Below are 22,131 nucleotides of genomic sequence, written 5' to 3'. Positions count from 1 at the left end.
GCAAGTCATACGTATTACGAGTTAAGGAGGCGGAAAGACATGAATGTTAAAAGGTGGGTTGCATTAATAGTGGCTGGTGTTCTTTTACTATTTTCATTAGGGATTAATACCATTTTTGCGCTATTTAAAGCAGATTTCCTAGGTAATTTTGATAGTTTAATGGCAGGAAATAACCTAGATGTATATGAAAATGTCATTGAAGGAGATAATTATGATAAAAGGATTGCCTATTTAAAGGTAGATGGAACAATCCAAGATATTGGATCAAGTTCACTGTGGCAGCCTGTTGCATATGATCATCAATTCTTCCTAGACCAATTGGATAATATTTTGTACGATGATACGATTCAAGGAATTGTTTTAAGTGTTAACTCTCCGGGTGGAGGGGTAAAAGAATCTGCTGAAATTTATAAAAGGCTATTGAAAATTAAAGAAGAACGACAAATTCCAATTTATGTATCGATGGATTCGATGGCAGCATCGGGTGGTTATTATATTTCAGCACCAGCAGATAAAATATTTGCTCATCGTGATACGATAACAGGCTCGATAGGTGTAATCATGCAATCTATTAATTACCAAGCATTGGCTGAAAAAGTAGGTGTCAAATTCGAAACGTTTAAATCTGGCGAGCATAAGGATATGCTAAGTCCAATGCGTGATGTGACACCAGAAGAACGAGCAATGATGCAGGATATGATCAATGAAACATACGAAGAATTTGTAGATATCGTTGAACAAGGACGTAATATGTCAGAAGCTGATGTGAAGAAGGTGGCGGATGGTCGTATCCTTGGCGGTACAAAAGCACTTGAAGCCGGTTTAGTTGATGAAATTGGCGACGAAGAAGCTGCCATTGCAGCCTTACGCGCAGATTTTGGACTAGAAGATGCTGTATTATTTGAATATGCCTATGATATGGGCGGATGGCAATCTTATGTTGGTATGAAAATTGGCTCTATGTTCGGTCCTTCTGCAGAGGAAAAAATGCTAATGAAAATTATGACAGATTACAATGCACCAAAAATGATGTATTTATACGGTGAATATTAAGGAGGGAGTTCAATGACAAACAATGAAGTTGTTATGCAAGGTTCACCCTCAATGGAAATTGGCTTTTTTAACAATGGCACGGAAGATTCAACAAGTCAAAAAAACTACACATTAAAAACGGCAGGCTTTTGGATCAGATTGTGGGCATTTTTATTGGATGGGCTTATTGTATCTGCTGTAGTTGGCATACTCATTAACCCTATCTTTTATTTAATGGACTGGTCCTTATCAGAATCAGTTTGGTATGCTCCAATCTCCATTATATCGGCGATTCTTTATTACAGTTATTTTGTCCTTATGACGAAATTTTTTGGTCAAACGCTAGGGAAGATGGTATTTGGGCTACGTGTTATTTCATTAAAGCATGCTAACCTTACTTGGTCAGATGTGTTATTCCGTGAATGGATTGGGCGTATTATTAATAATATTGTGATGCCTCTTTATATTTTGGTAGTTATTTTGCCAGACAATCAAGGGTTGCATGACTATTTCGCCGATACAACAGTGGTGCATGAGAAAGTCTATATTGAAAAGAACTTGGTACCACTTTCTATAGAGAAAAAGGAAGAGCATATAGTGTCTAGTGAACAAGTGGGAAAACCTGAGCTAGAAAAACTAGAAGAAGAAAAAAATGAACAATAAACAAGAGACTGTCTCAAATGAAGAGACGGTCTTTTCTATGACTTGTTAACACTTAGAAGAAAGTAAGCTATCTTAGTTGCAATTAATTCCCTTCATTTAGTAATATTATGTACATATGAAGATTAGGAGGCGTTTATATGGCACAAGTAACATTTAAAAATGGTCCAGTGACACTAGTAGGTAATGAAGTAAAGGTGGGCGATTCTGCACCAGATTTTACAGTATTAGCGAATGACCTTTCACCTGTAACATTAAAAGATTCAGAGGGGAAAATTCGTCTATTTAGTGTAGTACCATCATTAGATACTGGTGTATGTGATGCGCAAACACGTCGTTTCAATGAAGAAGCAGCTAACTTAGGCGATAATGTAGTAATTTATACAGTATCTGTAGATCTTCCATTCGCTCAAAAACGTTGGTGTGGGGCAGCAGGTATTGATGCTGTTCAAACAGTATCTGATCACCGCGACCTTTCATTTGGTGAGGCTTATGGCGTGTATATTCAAGAATTACGTCTTCTGACACGTGCAGTATTTGTTGTGGATGCAAACAATAAAGTAACATATGTTGAGTATGTACCTGAGGCAACAGACCATCCAAACTATGAAGCGGCTATTGAAGCTGTTAAAGCACTAGCATAATGGCCTGCTTTTAGGCTAAGATAATACTAGACAAAGGGGCTGTGACGAGTGTTTGTCACGGCTCTTTTCTGCTTGAAAGGAAGTTATCTATGGAAAACATCGAGAAATTATTTGCTATGCTAAATGAGCATGCTGAAAAAATCGAAAAAGAACACAATACAACTTTGTTAGAGGGGTTACTAGATGGGCTAGAGGCGTGGCTGGATGGAGAAGTGGATTTCTCACAAAAGGATGCGACAAAAGAGGATATCCGCAAGTCTATTCAAATTGCCATTCTAAAAGGAATGCGTAAAAGTTCTCAACCAAACCATCAAATGACGCCTGATACGTTAGGATTATTAGTGGGCTATTTTGTTGAACAAATCTTTGCTGAACGACTTGAGCATGACAAAATTTCGATTATGGATCCAGCAGTAGGTACGGGAAATTTATTACTAACAGTTATGAATTTATTGGATGGTAAAGTGGAGGCTACTGGTGTAGAGGTAGATGAGCTACTTATACGTTTGGCTGCAGCTACAGCTGATTTAACAGAGCAACCGATTTCTTTATATCGTCAGGATGCCTTACAAGATTTATTGGCAAATCCTGTTGATGCAATAGTATGTGATTTACCAGTTGGTTATTATCCGAATGAAGAAATTGCCCTTGAATATGAATTGTGCGCGCCTGAGGGAATGAGCTATGCCCACCATTTATTTATTGAGCAGTCTATGAATTATACAAAGGAAGGTGGCTACTTATTTTTCCTTGCGCCATCACATCTTTTTGATTCAGAGCAGTCTAAGCAACTGCATAAATACATTCAAAAGCATGCTTGGATTCAAGCGATTATTCAACTACCTGATTCCATGTTTGCCAATAAATCATTAGAAAAGAGCATTGTCATCTTGCAAAAGCAATCGAAGGAATGTAAATCACCTAAAGAAGTGCTTTTAGCAAAAGTACCAAATATACAAAACAAACAGGCACTTGCTTTATTCTTTGAAAAAGTGAAAATGTGGAAAGAGGGCAAGTAATTGCTCATAGAATTCAAAAAGGTATCCTACAGTAGGATACCTTTTTATGTATTGCTGATTAGTTTTCAGGTGTGCGGATGACAAGAACGTCACAATTAGCTGAACGTACAATTGCTTCAGATACTGAACCAATTAGGAAACGCTCTACTGCATTTAGACCTGTTGCACCACAAATGATTAGATCTGCGTCTACAATTTTAGAAAGCTCTTTAGTAATAATATTTTTTGGAGAACCATATTCGATGATTAGGTTAACGTTTGCGATACCTTCATCCTCAGCTTGCTTTTTGTAACCATTTAATAGTTCTTCAGAGAATGCTTGAGCACGCTCTGCAATGGAACGGTCGTATGCTTCAATTGCAGCGAATGAACGTGTATCAATAACATTCACTAAATTTAATACAGAACCCTCATTACGCTTCGCCACGTCAATTGATTTACGAAAAGCGTATTCAGCTTCCTTAGAACCGTCTACTGCAACCACAATGCTTTTATAATGATTAGCCATTTGAAAAACCTCCCTGATTTGTATATGTTGATTATACCAAATGATTTTCTAAAGGAAATACTTTCCGGAAGAAAAATTATGAAAATGTGAAGGCATTTCATGAAGAAAATATAATTACTTAATTCCCACTATTAGCAACGTGTAAACGTAATTATGGCTTTCGTAATGGAGGAGTATATATCACTATAATTTTCCTTTTTATTTTATAAATATAATAATTTATTATGTGAAATCACCGTTTAAATATTTTGTATTTTGGAAATGTTAGAAATTTTATTTGTATTTATTTTAATTAAAGCTTTTTTATTATTTGTTTGGTAATATGGAATTGCAAGGGGTGCATCAATTTTTAATTACATAAATGATGCTGATTTTTTACGTAATGGAAGGGGATAGGAAACTATGAAAATTGGTATTCCAAAGGAAATTAAAAACAATGAAAATCGTGTAGCAATGACACCGGCAGGAGTTGTTACTTTAACACATGCAGGCCATGAGGTGTACATTGAAACTGGAGCAGGCTTAGGATCAAGCTTTACGGATGCTGATTATATTGCAGCTGGTGCCCATATTGTGCAAACGGCTAAAGAAGCTTGGTCACAAGAGATGATTATGAAGGTAAAAGAGCCTGTAGCTTCTGAGTATGATTACTTCTATGAAGGTCAAATCTTATTCACTTACTTACACTTAGCGCCAGAAGTTGAATTGACTCAGGCACTTTTAAATAAAAAGGTTGTAGGGATTGCCTACGAAACCGTTCAATTAGCAAATGGTTCACTACCATTATTAACACCGATGAGTGAAGTAGCAGGTAAAATGGCTACACAAATCGGCGCACAGTTCTTAGAGAGAAATCATGCTGGTAAAGGTATTTTACTTGGCGGCGTATCAGGTGTACAACGCGGTAAAGTAACAGTTATTGGTGGTGGTATCGCAGGAACTAACGCTGCGAAAATCGCTGTTGGTATGGGAGCAGACGTAACAGTTATCGATTTAAGCCCTGAACGTTTACGCCAACTAGAAGATATGTTTGGTCGTGATGTTCAAACATTGATTTCTAATCCTTATAATATTGCAGAATCTGTAAAAACTTCCGATTTAGTAATTGGTGCCGTATTAATTCCAGGCGCAAAAGCACCAAAGCTTGTATCAGAAGAAATGATTCAATCAATGCAAGCAGGCTCTGTAGTAGTGGATATAGCTATTGACCAAGGCGGTATTTTTGCTTCTTCAGATCGTGTCACAACACATGATGATCCAACATACGTAAAACACGGCGTTGTACATTATGCAGTTGCGAATATGCCTGGAGCAGTACCACGTACATCAACAATTGCTTTAACAAATAATACAATTCCTTACGCACTTCAAATTGCGAATAAAGGCTATAAACAAGCTTGCCTAGACAATATTGCACTGAAAAAAGGTGTTAATACTTTAGATGGACAACTAGTATATAAAGCTGTTGCAGATTCACAAGGACTTCCATATGTAAATGTGGATGAGCTTATTCAATAATTACATGTAAAAATAAAAAATCCTTCGAGAAATTCACTCTCGAAGGATTTTGTTATTTTTCTTCCAAATATTTCTCTAGTAAAGATCATAGTTCAATGGAGTAAAAAGACAGGAAGGTATTTGAATGCTTCCTTTTTATCTTATAGAATGATTAAATCTTTCGGGAATTTTGTTAATACTTCCACACCATCTTTTGTTACAACAACATCATCCTCGATACGTACACCTGTTACATCTGATTTATAAATTCCAGGCTCAATCGTAAAGACCATGCCCTCTTCCATTGTCATGTCATTTGTTCCTGTAACAGATGGGAATTCATGTACAGAAATGCCAAGACCATGTCCAAGACGATGTGTGAAATATTCTCCAAATCCTGCTTCGGTAATCGTATCGCGTGCGATTTTATCTAAGTCCATAGCACGGACACCCGGTTTCACAGCTGAAACGGCATTTTGGTTAGCTGCTAACACAGCATGATATATTTCTTTTTGTGCTTCACTTGGCTCTCCAAAGGCAACTGTACGTGTAATATCTGAGCAATAGCCATCGTAAATGACACCAAGGTCAAATAGTACCATATCCCCTTTTTCTATTTTTCGTGCACCTGGATGACCATGAGGAGAGGCTGTTTTTGGTCCGCTCAGTACCATCGTTTCAAAGGACATTTTACAACCTTTATCTTGAATAGCATTTTCAATGGCTGTCAAAATTTCCATTTCTGTTTTACCTTCAGCAATTTCCTTGCAACCGATTTCAATAGCATAATCAGCTAACTCTGCAGCTTTGCGTAATTTGTCTAATTCACTTTCATCCTTAATTACGCGCATTGCATTAATTTTTTCGTCTAGACGTACAAAATTTGCTTGTGGGAAGGATTGCTGTAGGGCCTCTAAGCGTTCCACAATGAGCTGTGCCTTTTCAATGGCAAACGTAGTTGGTTGAATGTTACGTGATGTAATGGCTTGTGCAAGGACCTCCATCGAATTGTCAGTGTCTTGGTGGCCAATAACCTCATAAGACCAGCCAGCCGCTTTTGCATCTGGAATTTCCATTTGCGGACAAATTAGAAAAGGTTCAGCATCTTTAAAAATCATGACACCTAGTAATCTCTCATGTGGATTACTTTTAAAGCCTGAAACGTAAAAAACATTGTCAGGTGTAGTGATAAATGCCGCATCAATGTGATTTTGCTGCAAATAACTTTGGATTTCTTCAACCTTTGACATAAATATGTCCTCCTTTTTAGTACATGGGAAATTTTAATGAGGAACCTTCGACTTTCTAAAGAAAATGGCTGTTCCTTTTTATCACTGAATAATTGTGATCTAACAACGTATAAAATTGTTAGAAGTGATACGATTATTCTCTGTACAAGCATATCAAAAAAAGGGAAAAAGCGCATGGGTAGCGAATTAAAATGGAGGGGTTTTCATTTATAAATCAAGGAGGACATGAAGATGGAAATAAGCTATCATGGACATTCTATTGTCAAAATACAAACAAATGGGAAAACAATTTTAATTGATCCTTTTATTAACGGTAATGGACAAACAGATTTAAAGGTTGCTGAGGAAGCACCAGATATTATTTTATTAACACATGGTCATAATGATCATGTTGGAGACACCGTAGAACTAGCGAAGAAAAAAGATGCGCTAGTTATTGCTCCAAATGAATTAGCCAATTGGATTTCCTGGCAGGGAGTAAAAACACATCCAATGCATATTGGAGGGGCTAAGGAATTTGATTTTGGGAAGGTGAAGTTTACACAAGCTTTCCATGGCTCTTCTTATGTAACAGATACAAATGAAATTATTTATATGGGTATGCCAGCAGGGATATTACTATTTGTTGAAGGGTTAACAATTTATCATGCAGGCGATACAGCTCTATTTGGTGATATGAAATTAATTGGTGAACGACATCCAATAGATATAGCATTCCTACCAATCGGTGATAATTTTACAATGGGTCCAGAAGACGCTGCATGTGCAGTTTCATTCTTAAAGCCTAAGGTTGTCGTACCTATCCATTACAATACATTCCCACCTATCGAGCAAGATCCACAGGTTTTTGCTGATTTAGTACAAAATTCAGAGGTTCAAATTTTAAAAGCTGGTGAGAAAGTAAACTGTTCCTAATCGTTGATAATGCTGTACTATATGAATTGACACCACGCTGGTAGTTGAAATGGTGGGGGTTTTTAAACAATTTGATCACTTTATATTAAATATTTTTATAAAAAATATGGTACACTAAGAGCAGAATTGAAGCTTAGGAAATAGGTGATATTTTGTCTACAAAACATGAGAAAATTTTACAATACATCGAGTCACTACCAGTGGGCGATAAAATTTCAGTACGTCAAATTGCGAAGGAAATGCAAGTGAGTGAAGGGACTGCATATCGTGCTATAAAAGAAGCAGAAAACCGTCGCTTAGTAAGTTCAATTGAGCGTGTTGGAACAATTCGTATTGAAAAGAAAAAGAAAGAAAATATTGAACGCTTAACTTTTGCAGAAATTGTCAATATCGTAGATGGTCAAGTTTTAGGTGGGAAATCTGGTCTACATAAAACGTTAACGAAATTTGTCATAGGGGCCATGCAATTAGAAGACATGATGCGCTATACAGATGCGGGTAGCTTATTGATTGTAGGGAATCGTATTAAAGCCCATGAAAATGCCCTACGAGCAGGTGCTGCTGTTTTAATTACAGGTGGTTTTGATACAACGGATGCCAATAAACAGCTTGCAGATTCATTGGATTTACCAATAATTTCGACAAGCTATGATACGTTTACTGTAGCAACAATGATTAACCGAGCGATCTATGATCAGCTCATCAAAAAGGATATTTTATTTATTGAAGATATTTATGTTCCAATGACTGACACAGCAGCGTTGAAAAATGATGAGACCATCCGTCATTTCCAAAAGATGAATGAACGCACAACACACGGTGCATTTCCAGTTGTCACTCATCAAAATAAACTTGTCGGAATGATTACTGTAAAAGACGTTATTGGACGAGAAGAAAATGAGCTAGTTGAAAAGGTTATGACGAAGAATCCAATTGCTGGCTCCATGAAGATGAGTGTAGCTTCAGCCGGGCATCGTATGATTTGGGAAGGCATTGATCTGTTACCAATCGTAAATGATGATAACATTTTACAAGGAGTCATTAGTCGTCAGGACGTACTTAAAGCATTACAGCTAGCTCAAAGACAGCCACAGCATGGTGAAACTATTGATGATTTAGTGAAAAATGAGATGAAGGTACTTGGTGATGAAGAGCTCGTTGTGGAGTTTAAAGTTACACCGCAAATGACGAATCAATACGGGGCGATTTCTTACGGTGCTTTCACGACTCTATTAGCTGAAGTGGGTTCATTTGCATTAAAGCGTCGAAAACGTGGAGATGCAGTAGCCGAGAATATGACCATTTACTTTATTAAACCAGTACAAATGGAGAGTACACTTACAGTCAAGCCACGAATACTAGACATGAGTCGTAAGTTTGTGAAAATGGATTTTGAAGTGTATAATCAACAAATACTTGTTGGTAAGGCAATGATGATGTTCCAGCTTTTAGAACGTTAAGGATTGAAAGGGATGGCCTAGCGCAATTGCTTGGTCATCCCTTTGTTACATATTATCGATTAATGCGGAATTCTTCCTCAACAAACTGACCATAATGACGCGCTTTTTTCGTATTTTCCACCACAACAAAGATGCCTAGCACGACAAGAATTGCTACAATTATAAATGTATATAAGCTAGGGAATAAGTAGGCTTGATTGAATCCGAAAAACAGTAGGAAGGAACCGAAGCCGATATTCGCCTTACTTTTATACCAATTTTTAGCGATTGGTAATGAAGAACGGAATTGTTTTGTTTTAAAATAAAAATAAAAGACAAAAGATATAATTATCGCAAACACAAATATTAAATTGAGCATAGTAAACCTCCTAGCATAACTAGACATTATTGTAACGATAATTTTGAAAAAATGCTAACGGTTCTTACTATCATTTTGGAGGAATTTATTGTGAAAAGACAAATCATCGACACAATTGCTGCCTATGAAACAATCATTATTCATCGTCATGTACGACCAGATCCAGATGCATATGGCTCACAACTTGGGTTAAAAGAATTGATTTTAGCAAATTATCCGGAGAAAAAGGTTTTTGCTGTAGGAGACCATGATGCTTCTTTAACATTTATGGCACAGCCGGATCAAGTAGCGGATGACGTTTATGAACATGCTTTAGTCATTGTGACTGACACAGCTAATACAGAACGTGTTGACGATCAACGCTATACAAAGGGAAAAATGATGATTAAAATTGATCATCATCCAAATGATGATGCCTATGGTGATCTTTTATGGGTGGATACGGCAGCAAGTTCTTGCAGTGAAATGATTTACGAGCTGTATGAGGAAGGTAAGGCAGTGGCGAACTGGCAACTGTCAGATACTGCTGCACGATTATTATTTGCAGGAATTGTAGGGGACACAGGTAGATTCCAATTCCCAAGTACTACTGCTAAGACATTTAAAGTAGCCGCAGACCTGATTACATATGATTTTGATCGAAATCAAATTTTTGATGGTATGTATGAAATGGAGCAAAAACTGCTGAATTTACAAGGCTATATTTATCAGAACTTTACAATGGATGAGTATGGAGCAGCCCATGTAAAGCTAACAAAAGAATTATTAGCAGAACATGATGTTGTACCATCAGAGGCATCGTTGCTGGTAGGATGCCTAGGAAGTGTTAAAGGGATCTGTTCGTGGGTTGTATTTATTGAAGAAGAGGATCAAATTCGTGTGCGTTTACGTTCGAAGGGTCCTATTATTAATACATTAGCAAAAGAGTTTAATGGTGGTGGACATCCGCTCGCTTCTGGAGCTACGGCTTATTCATGGAAAGAGGCAGATGACGTCATCGACAGATTACAAGAGATTTGTAAAGCGTATCATTAAAAAGAAAAGGAAGGGATTCATTTGACACACGTATACACAAAGATGCATACGAGCGCGGATTTATTGAAAAGCACAATTCGGCTTGAGCAATTGATTCCTTTTTTACAAGAACAAAAGACACAAGCCTGTGCAATCGTAAATACGAAATTGTACGGGCTTTTGCCTTTTTGTAAAGCCATGCAGCAAGCAAATATACATGCTGTCATTGGCCTTTCTATAAATGTGCAATGGCATGACAAAGTGTTCCCTCTTGTGCTGTATGCGCAATCTGAGGAGGGCTATCAGCATTTATTGAAGATAAGTAGTGCAGTTTCAATTAGGGAAGATGAAGTGCTGCCTTGGAAATGGCTAGAGGGCTATGCAGCAGGCTGCTTGGCATTACTTTCTTCTGATGATATAGGTGATGTAGAAGATTGGCAGGCTTTAGTATCTGCCTTAGCCCATCTCTTTCAGCATCATTTTTATATGGGAATTACCAGACCTGGAGGGGTAACGCAAGCTAATGAGAAAGAACTTATAGAGTGGTGTGAAGAGCAGACGATCCCACTTGTAGCCGTTCAAAGCTGTTATTTTTTACGTCCTGATGATCATTTTGCATACGAGGTAGCAAGAGCTATCGATACAGGAGACAAGCTTGGCGATACGATGCTAACAGCTAATTTACAAGGTTATTTTGCACCTACAGCACAGGAGTGGCAAAGTTGGTTTGCTGATCGACCAGAGTGGCTTGAATCTTGTGGACAAATGCTTGCTAGCTGTCACGCTATCATCCCAGAAATGTCTGTACAAATGCCTAAATTTCCTGTGCCAGATGGTGAAACAGCTGAGAGCTTACTTGTTAAAGAAGCATTTGCCGGATTAGAGGGGCGGTTCAACCAGATGGATATTCCGAATGGTTACCGAGAACGATTACAATATGAGCTTGAAATAATATGTTCAATGGGCTTCGCTGATTATTTTTTAGTAGTAGCTGATTTTATGCGCTTTGCGAAAGACAATCGCATATTGACTGGACCTGGTCGTGGTTCTTCCGCTGGGTCACTGGTTGCCTATAGTTTAGCTATTACGCAAGTGGACCCCCTTGCCTATGGTTTATTATTTGAACGATTTTTAAATCCTGAACGGATATCTTTACCTGATATAGATATTGATTTTGTCGATAGTAAACGACATCAAGTAATCCAATACGTTGCACAAAAGTATGGTAAAGCCCATGTAGCGCAAATCATTACATTCGGTACATTGTCTGCCAAAGCAGTTGCTCGAGATGTCGCGAGAGTATTTAGTTTCGGCGCAGAGACATTGGAAAAAATTTCGAAAATGATACCGAATAAACCAGGCATTACATTACAAAAGGCTTTTGAAGAATCATATGATTTGCAGGTCTGGCTCTCTGAGGATGAGCAACATCAGCGATGGTTTGACGTAGCGCTAAAATTAGAGGGGCTACCGAGAAATTCCTCTACCCATGCGGCAGGCGTTGTTATTGCACCATCCCCCTTAGTAAATACAGTCCCTATAGAGGATGGACATGAAGGTATCTATTGCACACAATGGCCGATGGGGGATATCGAGTCATGTGGTCTCGTCAAAATGGATTTTTTAGGGTTACGTAATCTTACTATTTTGGAGCAAATGCGTTGGTCCATTTATAAAGCCGGTGGACCGTGGATTGATTTTGAACGAATTCCTATGCATGATGAACAGACTTTTCAATTATTGCAAAAAGGTGATACATCAGGTATTTTCCAATTAGAATCAGAAGGAATGAAACAAGCATTACGTGACATTCATCCTACCCACTTTTTAGATATTGCTGCTGTAAACGCACTTTATCGTCCAGGTCCAATGGAATTTATACCTGTCTATGCTAAACGAAAAGCCGGCAAAGAAATGGTTGTTATGCCTCACCCTGTGCTAGAGCCCATTTTACAAGAGACTTTTGGTGTTATTGTCTATCAAGAGCAGATTATCAAAATTGCCTCTGTGCTTGCAGGATTCTCAATGGGACAAGCAGATTTACTTCGCCGTGCAGTTAGTAAGAAAAATCGCCAAGTGCTAGAGGAGCAACAGGTTTCCTTTGTGCAAGGGGCATTAAAACAAGGCTACGATCAACAGGTAGCGACAGAAGTGTACGAATTAATTGTCCGCTTTGCCGATTACGGATTCCCTAAAAGTCATGCTGTAGCCTATAGTGTTATTTCCTATCAAATGGCATATTTAAAGGCTCATTTCCCTCAAAGCTTTTACGCCGCATTATTATCTAATGCGACGGGAAATATAGATAAAATTCAACAGCTAGTGCAAGAGGCCAAGGACAAAGGTATCCCATTTTATCCCCCTTCATTAAAGGACAGTACAAAATATTTTACTGTCGAGCAAGAGGGAATACGTTATAGCTTATCAGGAATTAAAGGCGTCCCTCATACTTTTATAGAGAATATCCATACTTTGCGCCAATCAAACCCTCTGGCATTGCATAATCTTTTTGATTTAGCTGTGGCATTAAGTGCACAGCATTTTAAACCGAAAGTAATAGAAGCCTTAATTTATGCTGGAGCCCTAGATTATTTAGAGAAAGACCGTGCAGTACTGATTATGACAATAGATGCTGCTTTAAAACACGCTGAACTTCTACGACCAACTGAGGATATCGATATATCAACTGCTACAGAATATAGCTTTGGAAAGCCAAAATATATGCAGGTGGATGATATGCCACAAAAGGAAAAATTGATGCATGAGAAGGAAAGTTTAGGTTTTTACATTTCTGCCCATCCCGTTACACAAGAAAGACTATATTGGGCTGATGTAAATAGTACTTGTCGTGAGTTAAAGCAGATGCGAGATGGTACGTATGTGAAAATGATTGGTGTCATTGAAGAAGTAAAAAAAATTCGTACAAAAAAAGGAGAGCAGATGGCCTTTGTCCAGTTACAGGATGAGCATGGAGCTGTTTCCGCTACGTTATTCCCGCAAGTTTTCCAATTCGTTCAAGACTTGTTAATAGAAGATGAAATTCTGTTTATAGAAGGAACTATAGAAAGACGTTTTGGAAAACCGCAAATTAAAGTAAAACATGCGCAAGCGACGAAAAAGATATAAAATGAAACAAAAATTTAGAAACTGCATTAAATTTTATGCAGTTTTTTCTTTACTTTTAAGCAGTTATTTTGTAAGCTAGAGTCAACGTTAAAAAGTGGTCTGACCACTTTTTTGATAAGGGGAGTTAGTCGTATGGATAAAAAAACCGAACAAAAAAAAGTGTTTTTAGAAATCGTCCAACAACTACGTCAACTCATTAAATTGGAAAAAATTCAAGCAGGTGAAAAGCTTCCCTCCGAACGAGTCTTATCTGAGCGTCTAGGTGTCGGGCGATCCTCTGTCAGAGAGGCATTGCGAAGTCTAGAATTGCTAGGTCTTATAGAAACGAGACATGGTGGCGGTACTTTTCTTGCTTCCACACATAAGCATCAGCTTGTAGAAATCCTGTCGATGTTTATATTAGAAGATGAAAAATCAAAAAAAGATGTCGAATTTACGCGACAAATTCATGAAAAGGAAGCTATTCGCGTAATAAGTTGTACGGAGATTCTTCGCACACTACCTGTGTGGGATAGTTTTTTTGTGAAACTAGAATTAGAAGGTATGGTTAATTGTCGTGATATATTGCGAGAACTTTTAATCACAACAGGTAATCGTTTATCATTAAAAATCTGGTTTCAATTGGCAGCTTATGATGGCGACCGTTTAAATCGAAACTCAACAGAAGATGAAAAAATAATCATTCAAACTATGTTGAAATCGATGCAGCTAGGGTACGAAAAAGAAGCACTAAAAGCTTATGAGCAGTGGATGAGTACTGTACAAAGCACTTAGACAACAACAAAGGGGGAGTCAAACATGGCAATACGTAGCTTATTTAGTGGTAATCGAAAAAAGAAAGAGGATGGACAGGAAAAGGCATTTCCAGAAGGATTAATGACAAAATGTCCTGAATGCCGCCATATTCAATTAACGAAAGAACTAGAAAAGAATGATAAAGTATGTTCAAAATGTAGTCATCATTTCAAAATGACTGCACAAGAACGTGTGGACTATTTCTTGGATGAAGGTTCATTCGTTTCGATGGACGATCATTTACAAACAAGCAATCCATTGAATTTCCCTGCATATGTAGAGAAAATTTCAGCTGACCAAGAAAAAACAGGCTTGAATGAAGCTGTACTAACAGGCGTTGGTACATTGGATGGAGAAGAAATTGTTGTTGCCATTATGGATTCTCACTTCCGTATGGGGTCCATGGGTTCAGTTGTGGGCGAAAAAATTACTCGTGCAGTAGAGAAAGCAACTGAATTAGGTGTGCCATTTATTATCTTTACGGCTAGTGGTGGTGCGCGTATGCAAGAAGGTGTACTATCTTTAATGCAAATGGCAAAAACAAGCGTTGCCCTAAAGCGTCATAGCGATCAAGGTTTGTTGTTTATTTCCATTTTGACACATCCTACAACTGGTGGGGTTTCAGCAAGCTTTGCCTCTGTTGGTGATATAAATATTGCAGAACCACAAGCACTAATTGGCTTTGCAGGCCGTCGTGTTATTGAAGAAACTGTAAGAGAAAAACTACCAAATGATTTCCAAACAGCGGAATTTTTATTAGAGCATGGCCAACTTGATGCCATTTTCCCTCGCAAAGATTTACGTAAACAAGTTTCTTTACTTGTAAAAATGCATACGAAAGGCGGCGTGCAACATGTCTAAAAATTTAGCGTTTGAAGAACCAGTTATCCAATTACGAGAAAAAATTGATGAATTAAAAACAATAGCTACTGAAGCTGATGTCGATATGACAGGTGAAATCGAGAAACTAGAAACACGGTTATCACAATTAGAGCAATCGATTTATGCGAATATGAAGCCGTGGGATCGTGTGCAAGTTGCAAGACATCCAGAAAGACCTACCACTTTACAATATATTGAAGCAATATGTGAGAATTTCATTGAATTGCATGGAGATCGTACTTTTGGTGATGATGCTGCAATCCTTGGTGGAATAGGTATTTTTGAAGGGCAACCTGTAACAATAATCGGACACCAACGTGGAAAATCAACAAAAGAAAATATACGACGTAATTTTGGTATGCCTCACCCAGAAGGTTATCGTAAAGCCCTACGTTTGATGAAGCAAGCAGAAAAATTTAATCGACCGATAATTTGTTTTATTGATACAAAAGGTGCTTATCCAGGTAAAGCTGCTGAAGAACGTGGGCAAAGTGAAGCAATCGCTAGAAACCTTGTTGAAATGGCAGGCTTAACAGTACCAGTCATCAGTATTGTGATTGGAGAAGGAGGAAGTGGTGGTGCATTAGCATTAGGTGTTGCAAACCGTGTCTTTATGCTAGAAAACTCAACCTATTCCGTTATTTCTCCTGAAGGAGCGGCGTCGATATTATGGCGTGATGGTAGCCTTGCTAAGCAAGCGGCTGAAGCAATGCGTATAACAGCACCGGATTTAAAAGAGCTTGGTGTAATAGATGGTATCGTCCCAGAGATTATTGGTGGTGCCCATCGCAATGTAGCAAAACAGGCACTTTATATTAAAGAATGCATCAGCACTACACTTCATGCATTAAATTCTCTAAATGGAGAACAATTAATTGAAGATCGTTATGAGAAGTTCAAAAAAATCGGACAATATACAGAAGTATAAAACACATTTTTGGAAGGCTATCTTCTGATAGCATCAAAAATATGGGGATATGAATTTGCTCGTTAAGAGACAAAATTTGTTTCTTAACATATTAAAAAGCTATAAAAATTAAAGAAGCTAGTTACGCAATCTGAACGTCAGACTTCTTGAAAATTTGTTAGATTTAGGATGTTTTTGGATGGAAAGAGTGTGTGAAAGCGCATTCTTTTCATTTTTTATGTAAAAGTTATGTTTTTGTAGTCTCAGAACCCTTACATAGTTTGTTTTTTCATGTTAATGTGAATAATAATAGTAACTGCAGGAGGTTCGACAATGAAAAAAATTGCTGTATTAACTAGTGGTGGAGATGCGCCTGGAATGAACGCAGCTATTCGAGCGGTTGTTCGTAAGGCAGCATTTCATGGAATTGATGTTGTCGGAATTAAACATGGTTATGAGGGCTTAGTAAAAGGTTATTTAGAAGAACTTGATCTAGGTTCGGTTGGTGGTATTATTCAGCGAGGTGGTACCCATTTAAATTCTGCGAGATGTCCAGAATTTAAAGAAGATGCCGTGCAACTACAAGGCATTGAAAATTTACGAGCTGCCGGAATTGAAGGACTTGTTGTCATTGGTGGCGATGGTTCTTATAGAGGGGCTATGGATTTAGTGAAAAAAGGCTTCCCTGCTGTAGGTGTACCAGGAACGATCGATAATGATGTTCCAGGAACAGAATATACGATAGGCTTTGATACGGCACTCAATACAGTAGTAGAATCCATCGATAAAATTCGTGACACAGCTACTTCTCATGAAAATTCTTTCATAGTTGAGGTTATGGGTCGTGATGCAGGAGATATTGCTTTATGGGCAGGACTTGCTGCCGGAGCTGAAACAGTCTTAATTCCAGAAGAGGATTATGATTTAGATGATATTGTGGCACGCTTAGATCGTGGTGCAGCACGTGGGAAGAAGCATAGTATCATTATTGTGGCAGAAGGCGTTATGTCTGGAAATGAACTAGCTAAGTTGATAAAAGAAAAGACTGGTAAAGAAACACGCGTTTCTGTATTAGGTCATATTCAGCGTGGTGGTTCCCCAACTGCACGTGATCGCGTATTGGCAAGTCAGTTTGGCGCACATGCAGTGGAGTTACTAATGGAAGGCAAGTATGGCCGAGCGGTAGGTATTCGCAATCATCAGGTTATCGATTATGATATGCCGGAGGCTTTTGAAAAAAATCATGAGGCAGATGTAAGTCTATACACACTTATGAAAGAACTATCAATATAATTTGTTATAAACGGAGTGGGCAAAAATGAGAAAAACAAAAATCGTATGTACAATTGGACCTGCAAGTGAGTCACCAGAAACATTAGAAAAATTAATTGAAGCAGGTATGAATGTAGCCCGCTTGAATTTTTCACATGGCTCTCATGAAGAGCATGCGGGACGAATTCATTTAATTCGTGAAGTGGCACAAAAGTTAAATAAACCAGTAGGGATTTTATTAGACACAAAAGGTCCTGAAATTCGTACGCATAACATGAAAAATGGTGAGCTTCATTTATCAGCTGGCCAAGTGATTGATATTTCAATGACTGAAGTAGAAGGTACGGAGACAAGCTTTTCTGTTACTTATGAGCAGCTAGTAGAAGATGTTGAACAAAACTCAATTATTTTACTTGATGATGGTTTGATCCAATTACGTGTATTAGCTACAGATGTTGAAAAAGGTTTAATTCATACGATTGTAGAAAATGCTGGCGTATTGAAAAATAAAAAAGGTGTCAACGTACCAGGTGTTTCTGTACAACTTCCAGGTATTACTGAAAAGGATGCACAGGATATTTTATTTGGTATTGAACAAGGTGTTGATTTCATTGCTGCCTCATTCGTTCGTCGAGCAAAAGATGTGCTTGAAATTCGTGAGTTACTTGAGCAAAATGGCGGTGGGCATATCCAAATCATCCCGAAAATTGAAAACCAAGAGGGTGTCGATAATATCGATGAGATTATCCTTGTGTCCGATGGATTGATGGTAGCACGTGGAGATCTAGGTGTTGAAATTCCAGCAGAAGAAGTACCTCTTGTACAAAAGAAATTAATTCTAAAATGTAATCAAGTAGGGAAACCAGTTATTACGGCTACTCAAATGTTGGATTCTATGCAACGTAACCCACGTCCAACACGTGCAGAAGCAAGTGATGTAGCGAACGCCATCATCGATGGTACAGATGCGATCATGTTATCAGGAGAAACTGCTGCGGGTCTATATCCAGTGGAGTCAGTACAAACAATGAATAAAATTGCTCAACGTACTGAAAATTCATTAGATTATAAATCGATTGTTTCTACACGTAGTCGTGAAAAAGAAGCCAATATGACAGAAGCTATTTCACAAGCAGTCGCTTATACATCCATTAATTTAGGTGTCAAAGCCGTATTAGCCCCAACAGAAAGTGGAAATACAGCTAGAATGATTGCCAAATACCGACCTGGTGTACCAATTGTTGCAGTAACAGGCTCAACACATACGGCCCAAACATTAACATTAGTGTGGGGTGTACACCCAATTGTTTGCCAACGTGTTACAACAACAGATGAGATTTTAGAATTAGCTGTAGATGAAAGCTTGAAACACAGTTTTGTCACACATGGTGATGCTGTTGTAATTACAGCAGGTGTGCCAGTGGGTGAAGCGGGTACTACAAACCTAATGAAAGTACACATTATTGGCGATTTACTTGCTCGTGGGCAAGGGATTGGCAAGGCATCGGTTGTAGGTAAAACGGTTATTGCTAAAAATGCGGCTGAGGCACTTGCTTATGATACGGAAGGAAGTATCCTTGTAACAGTTGGTTCAGACCGTGAAATGATGCCAGCAATAGAAAATTGCATTGGGCTAATTACTGAAGAAGGTGGACTAACTAGTCATGCTGCAGTAGTTGGACTAAGTCTTGGTATTCCAGTAATTGTAGGCGTAAAAGAAGCAACAACATTATTACGCCATGGTCAAGAAATTACGATGGACGCTGAAACAGGCGTTATCTATAAAGGACATGCTAGCGTTCTTTAATTATAAACAAAAAGCTCTAGTGCGATTTGTTGTACTAGAGCTTTTTAATAAGGGTTGTACAAATTAACTATATTTCGTGCTATATGGAAAGCTACTTTTTATATCTCCATCAGGAAAGATAAGTGATTTGGTATTATTTGATGAGAGGCATTCATTTTTTTATGAAACTAAATGGGCTATAATAACGTATAAAAGGTATACCTTTTCAAGTAGAAAGGAGAAAAATATGCGAAAAATTTTTCTTGGTTTCATTGTCTACGCATTAGCCGAATTGGCGTTATTAATAGTTATTGGACAAAACATTGGTGTTTTAAGTACATTATTACTCATTATTGCCACTAGTGTACTTGGGGTTTATGTAATGAAAAATAAAGGTATGAATTCTGTCCAAAATGTCAAAAATACATTAGCACGTGGAGAGGCTCCAGGATCTGCGTTGGTTGATACATTATTAACTTTTAGTGGTGGACTGCTTTTAGCATTACCGGGATTTATGACGGATCTTATTGGTTTACTACTGCTTCTGCCTTTTTCACGAAAAATGTTCCAACCCGTTGTCTATTATTGGATGCGTAAAAAAATGAAAAAAGGTCAATTTATTATCGTTCAAAGATAGAGTTTTCTTTTAGCTTAACCGCTAAAAATAAAAAGATCGGGCTAAGTAATATTCCATAAAAGCCAAATAATAAAATAGAGGCGGCGCTGATGAAAAATGTATGGAATGTACGTAATTGAAGCGTGTTAGACCAAAGCATTGATTCAGCTAGCTGCCTTGTTAATTGTACAAATAAATACAACAGTAAAATGGCTACACATAAAAATGTATTTCCATTGAAATAAAAATAAATACTCATCGGCACAAGAAATACACCGATACCGAAAAATGGCAGGACATCTGCGAAGGCTACTATAAAAGCTTTAATAATAGCTTGTTCAAATTGAAGGATCATAAAGCCTCCACAAAGAATAAGTAAGGTTATTGTAAATAATTGAAATTCCACATATAAAAAATAATGGAAAAGTTGCATGATTTTCGCGAAATGTGATTGCCACTCTTGACGAAATTTCTTTGGCACATATTGAAAAAACCAATAGCGTGATTTACGCGTTTCTAGGAGAGCGAAGTAATAAGCTACCAAGAAAATGAATACCTCAATGACATGTTTCATTAATAATTGGAAAAGATCAGCTGTATATATGATGATCGAATCAAAAATAGAAAGTGATTTCTCCTTTAAAACTTGTATAAACATCGATTCATATTCACTGAAAAGTGGGAAGTTTTGTAATGTATTACGAATCTCCGGAAAGATAACAATCACACTATTGATGGATATGACGACAAGCAAAAAAATACAAGTTAAAATCAATACCTCCACAATTATTGCTGCTATCCAATAGGCAACCCTACAATATTTATGCAAGAAATTTATGACAGGGTACGTCGAAAATGACAAAAAAATCGCAAGTGATACTGGTAATACAAACCAAAGTATGACTAAATAAAAAATGAAAAGTAAAATACTTGTGGTTCTTTCGTATGAAAAATACTTTAAATTCCTCATTTTAACAAATTCACCTCAAATCATAATGTCAAAAAATACAATAAAATCTCTTTAGGACAAATATATAGTCGTTCGGACGTCTTTTTCTTTATTTGGAGGATTTTCATTCACAAAGCTGTCAAAAATGATTATAATAGCAATGTAAGCGATTTACTTAATGGTTCATATGAGCAAAAATCGTAAATGCAAGAAAAAAACGCATTTACAACAAAATATAAATATGAGGGAGCGATAATTTATGTCAGCAACTAAAGGATTAGAAGGTATCGTAGCAGCGGAATCTAAAATCAGTTCAATTATCGATGACACACTTACATATGTTGGTTACAACATTGATGATTTAGCACAAAATGCGTCATTTGAAGAGGTAATTTACTTGTTATGGCATACTCGTTTACCAAAAGCGGACGAGCTAGCTGAGTTAAAACAACAATTGGCAGACAATATGTCAATTCCGCAAGCGATTGTCGACCAATTCAAAACATACCCACTTTCAACTGTACATCCAATGGCTGCACTACGTACTGCAGTATCTTTACTTGGTGTATTCGATGAAGAAGCGGATGTTATGGATCCAGAAGCAAACTACCGTAAAGCAATTCGTCTTCAAGCTAAAATTGCTACAGTAGTAACTGCATTTGCACGTGTTCGTAAAGGTTTAGAACCAGTTTCACCAAAACCTGAACTAGGATATGCGGCAAACTTCTTATACATGCTTAAAGGCGAAGAGCCAGCAGATATTGAAATTGAAGCATTCGACAAAGCACTAGTATTGCATGCTGACCATGAGTTAAATGCATCTACATTCACTGCACGTGTATGTGTAGCTACATTATCAGACGTTTATTCTGGTGTAACTGCAGCAATCGGCGCTTTAAAAGGACCACTTCATGGTGGAGCAAATGAGCAAGTTATGAAGATGCTAACTGAAATTGGCTCACTTGAAAATGTTGAATCTTACATTCAAAATAAATTAGACAACAAAGAAAAAATCATGGGCTTCGGTCACCGCGTTTATCGCAAAGGCGACCCTCGTGCACCACATTTACGCGTAATGTCTAAAAAATTAACTGAACTAACTGGTAAACCAGAGCTTTATGAAATGTCAGTTAAAATCCATGACATGATCGTTGAACAAAAGAAATTACCAGCTAACGTAGATTTCTTCTCTGCGTCAGTGTATGATTCTTTAGGTATTGATCATGACCTGTTCACACCAATTTTCGCAGTATCACGTACTTCAGGTTGGGTGGCACACATCCTTGAGCAATATGCAAATAACCGCCTAATCCGTCCACGTGCTGAGTATGTTGGACCAGGCATGCAAAAATATGTTCCAATCAGCGAGCGCTAATTTGGAAAATATGCTAGAATGTTTGGGACTGTGTTATCACTAACACAGTCCTATGATTATGAATTT

At 37.7% G+C, this 22,131-nt stretch carries 20 protein-coding genes; 16 read left to right on the top strand and 4 right to left on the bottom strand.

The genetic code is table 11. From position 1 onward, the window contains the following. Positions 1-39: 39 nt before the first annotated feature. The 4 genes from sppA (at position 40) to AC07YC_RS11165 (ending at position 3,355) form a co-directional block, all read left to right on the top strand. Positions 40-1,053: a signal peptide peptidase SppA gene (sppA, locus tag AC07YC_RS11180; RefSeq protein ID WP_494919382.1), complete on the top strand. Its 1,014-nt coding sequence runs from the start codon at positions 40-42 to the stop codon at positions 1,051-1,053. A 12-nt stretch (positions 1,054-1,065) separates the two neighbouring features. Continuing rightward, positions 1,066-1,695 carry an RDD family protein gene (locus tag AC07YC_RS11175; protein WP_336635400.1) on the top strand — a complete coding sequence of 210 codons (630 nt, stop codon included), beginning with the start codon at positions 1,066-1,068 and terminating at the stop codon, positions 1,693-1,695. Positions 1,696-1,832: 137 nt separating this feature from the next. Beyond that, complete coding sequence (gene tpx / locus AC07YC_RS11170) at positions 1,833-2,336, top strand: thiol peroxidase (protein WP_036119564.1); 504 nt, start codon at positions 1,833-1,835, stop codon at positions 2,334-2,336. A gap of 89 nt (positions 2,337-2,425) precedes the next feature. After that, on the top strand, positions 2,426-3,355 hold the full coding sequence (locus AC07YC_RS11165) for a class I SAM-dependent methyltransferase (protein ID WP_494919381.1): 930 nt from the start codon (positions 2,426-2,428) through the stop codon (positions 3,353-3,355). A 58-nt stretch (positions 3,356-3,413) separates the two neighbouring features. Here AC07YC_RS11165 and AC07YC_RS11160 read toward each other — a convergent pair whose 3' ends face one another. Then, the gene (locus AC07YC_RS11160) at positions 3,414-3,863 is read right to left on the bottom strand and encodes a universal stress protein (protein ID WP_008176818.1); all 450 of its coding nucleotides are present in this window, start codon (positions 3,861-3,863) and stop codon (positions 3,414-3,416) included. 402 nt (positions 3,864-4,265) lie between these two features. Between AC07YC_RS11160 and ald the strand changes: the two genes are divergently transcribed. Further along, positions 4,266-5,381 (top strand): alanine dehydrogenase, encoded by a 1,116-nt coding sequence (gene ald / locus AC07YC_RS11155; RefSeq protein WP_336635402.1) that lies wholly within the window; start codon positions 4,266-4,268, stop codon positions 5,379-5,381. Positions 5,382-5,521: 140 nt separating this feature from the next. Here ald and AC07YC_RS11150 read toward each other — a convergent pair whose 3' ends face one another. Next, positions 5,522-6,610, bottom strand: coding sequence for a M24 family metallopeptidase (locus AC07YC_RS11150; protein WP_336635403.1), 1,089 nt, complete (start codon positions 6,608-6,610; stop codon positions 5,522-5,524). Between the two features lie 231 nt (positions 6,611-6,841). On the opposite strand from AC07YC_RS11150, the gene AC07YC_RS11145 reads away from it, so the two are divergent. Beyond that, on the top strand, positions 6,842-7,525 hold the full coding sequence (locus AC07YC_RS11145) for a metal-dependent hydrolase (RefSeq protein WP_494919380.1): 684 nt from the start codon (positions 6,842-6,844) through the stop codon (positions 7,523-7,525). Positions 7,526-7,677: 152 nt separating this feature from the next. Next, the gene (locus AC07YC_RS11140; protein WP_025114473.1) at positions 7,678-8,985 is read left to right on the top strand and encodes a DRTGG domain-containing protein; all 1,308 of its coding nucleotides are present in this window, start codon (positions 7,678-7,680) and stop codon (positions 8,983-8,985) included. Positions 8,986-9,037: 52 nt separating this feature from the next. Here AC07YC_RS11140 and AC07YC_RS11135 read toward each other — a convergent pair whose 3' ends face one another. After that, a complete protein-coding gene (locus AC07YC_RS11135; protein WP_008176828.1) occupies positions 9,038-9,343 on the bottom strand; it encodes a YtpI family protein in 306 nt (101 codons plus the stop codon). Positions 9,344-9,433: 90 nt separating this feature from the next. Between AC07YC_RS11135 and AC07YC_RS11130 the strand changes: the two genes are divergently transcribed. From AC07YC_RS11130 to AC07YC_RS11095, 8 genes are all read left to right on the top strand, one after another. Then, positions 9,434-10,378, top strand: coding sequence for a DHH family phosphoesterase (locus AC07YC_RS11130; protein WP_336635405.1), 945 nt, complete (start codon positions 9,434-9,436; stop codon positions 10,376-10,378). Between the two features lie 21 nt (positions 10,379-10,399). After that, positions 10,400-13,483, top strand: coding sequence for a DNA polymerase III subunit alpha (gene dnaE, locus AC07YC_RS11125; protein WP_494919379.1), 3,084 nt, complete (start codon positions 10,400-10,402; stop codon positions 13,481-13,483). Positions 13,484-13,615: 132 nt separating this feature from the next. Further along, a complete protein-coding gene (locus tag AC07YC_RS11120) occupies positions 13,616-14,257 on the top strand; it encodes a FadR/GntR family transcriptional regulator (protein ID WP_036119555.1) in 642 nt (213 codons plus the stop codon). Between the two features lie 24 nt (positions 14,258-14,281). After that, complete coding sequence (gene accD / locus AC07YC_RS11115; RefSeq protein WP_008176835.1) at positions 14,282-15,139, top strand: acetyl-CoA carboxylase, carboxyltransferase subunit beta; 858 nt, start codon at positions 14,282-14,284, stop codon at positions 15,137-15,139. Beyond that, positions 15,132-16,088 carry an acetyl-CoA carboxylase carboxyltransferase subunit alpha gene (locus tag AC07YC_RS11110; protein WP_008176839.1) on the top strand — a complete coding sequence of 319 codons (957 nt, stop codon included), beginning with the start codon at positions 15,132-15,134 and terminating at the stop codon, positions 16,086-16,088. Before accD ends, AC07YC_RS11110 begins: the two co-directional genes overlap by 8 nt. A gap of 312 nt (positions 16,089-16,400) precedes the next feature. After that, positions 16,401-17,360: a 6-phosphofructokinase gene (pfkA, locus tag AC07YC_RS11105; RefSeq protein ID WP_008176840.1), complete on the top strand. Its 960-nt coding sequence runs from the start codon at positions 16,401-16,403 to the stop codon at positions 17,358-17,360. Positions 17,361-17,385: 25 nt separating this feature from the next. Next, positions 17,386-19,146 carry a pyruvate kinase gene (gene pyk, locus AC07YC_RS11100; RefSeq protein WP_336635407.1) on the top strand — a complete coding sequence of 587 codons (1,761 nt, stop codon included), beginning with the start codon at positions 17,386-17,388 and terminating at the stop codon, positions 19,144-19,146. Between the two features lie 226 nt (positions 19,147-19,372). Next, the gene (locus AC07YC_RS11095) at positions 19,373-19,762 is read left to right on the top strand and encodes an FxsA family protein (protein WP_008176844.1); all 390 of its coding nucleotides are present in this window, start codon (positions 19,373-19,375) and stop codon (positions 19,760-19,762) included. Here the strand turns inward: AC07YC_RS11095 and AC07YC_RS11090 are convergent. Then, positions 19,746-20,711, bottom strand: a complete 966-nt coding sequence (locus AC07YC_RS11090) for an AI-2E family transporter (RefSeq protein ID WP_336635408.1) — start codon at positions 20,709-20,711, stop codon at positions 19,746-19,748. The genes AC07YC_RS11095 and AC07YC_RS11090 overlap by 17 nt on opposite strands. A 238-nt stretch (positions 20,712-20,949) precedes the next feature. Between AC07YC_RS11090 and citZ the strand changes: the two genes are divergently transcribed. After that, positions 20,950-22,065, top strand: a complete 1,116-nt coding sequence (gene citZ / locus AC07YC_RS11085) for a citrate synthase (protein WP_025114482.1) — start codon at positions 20,950-20,952, stop codon at positions 22,063-22,065. The last annotated feature ends 66 nt before the right edge of the window (positions 22,066-22,131 follow it).

The sequence above is a fragment of the Lysinibacillus sp. GW247-5R2A genome (genome assembly GCF_059424475.1).
Note: the sequence above shows the minus strand (reverse complement) of the source record. Positions and strands in the feature narration are given on the sequence as shown.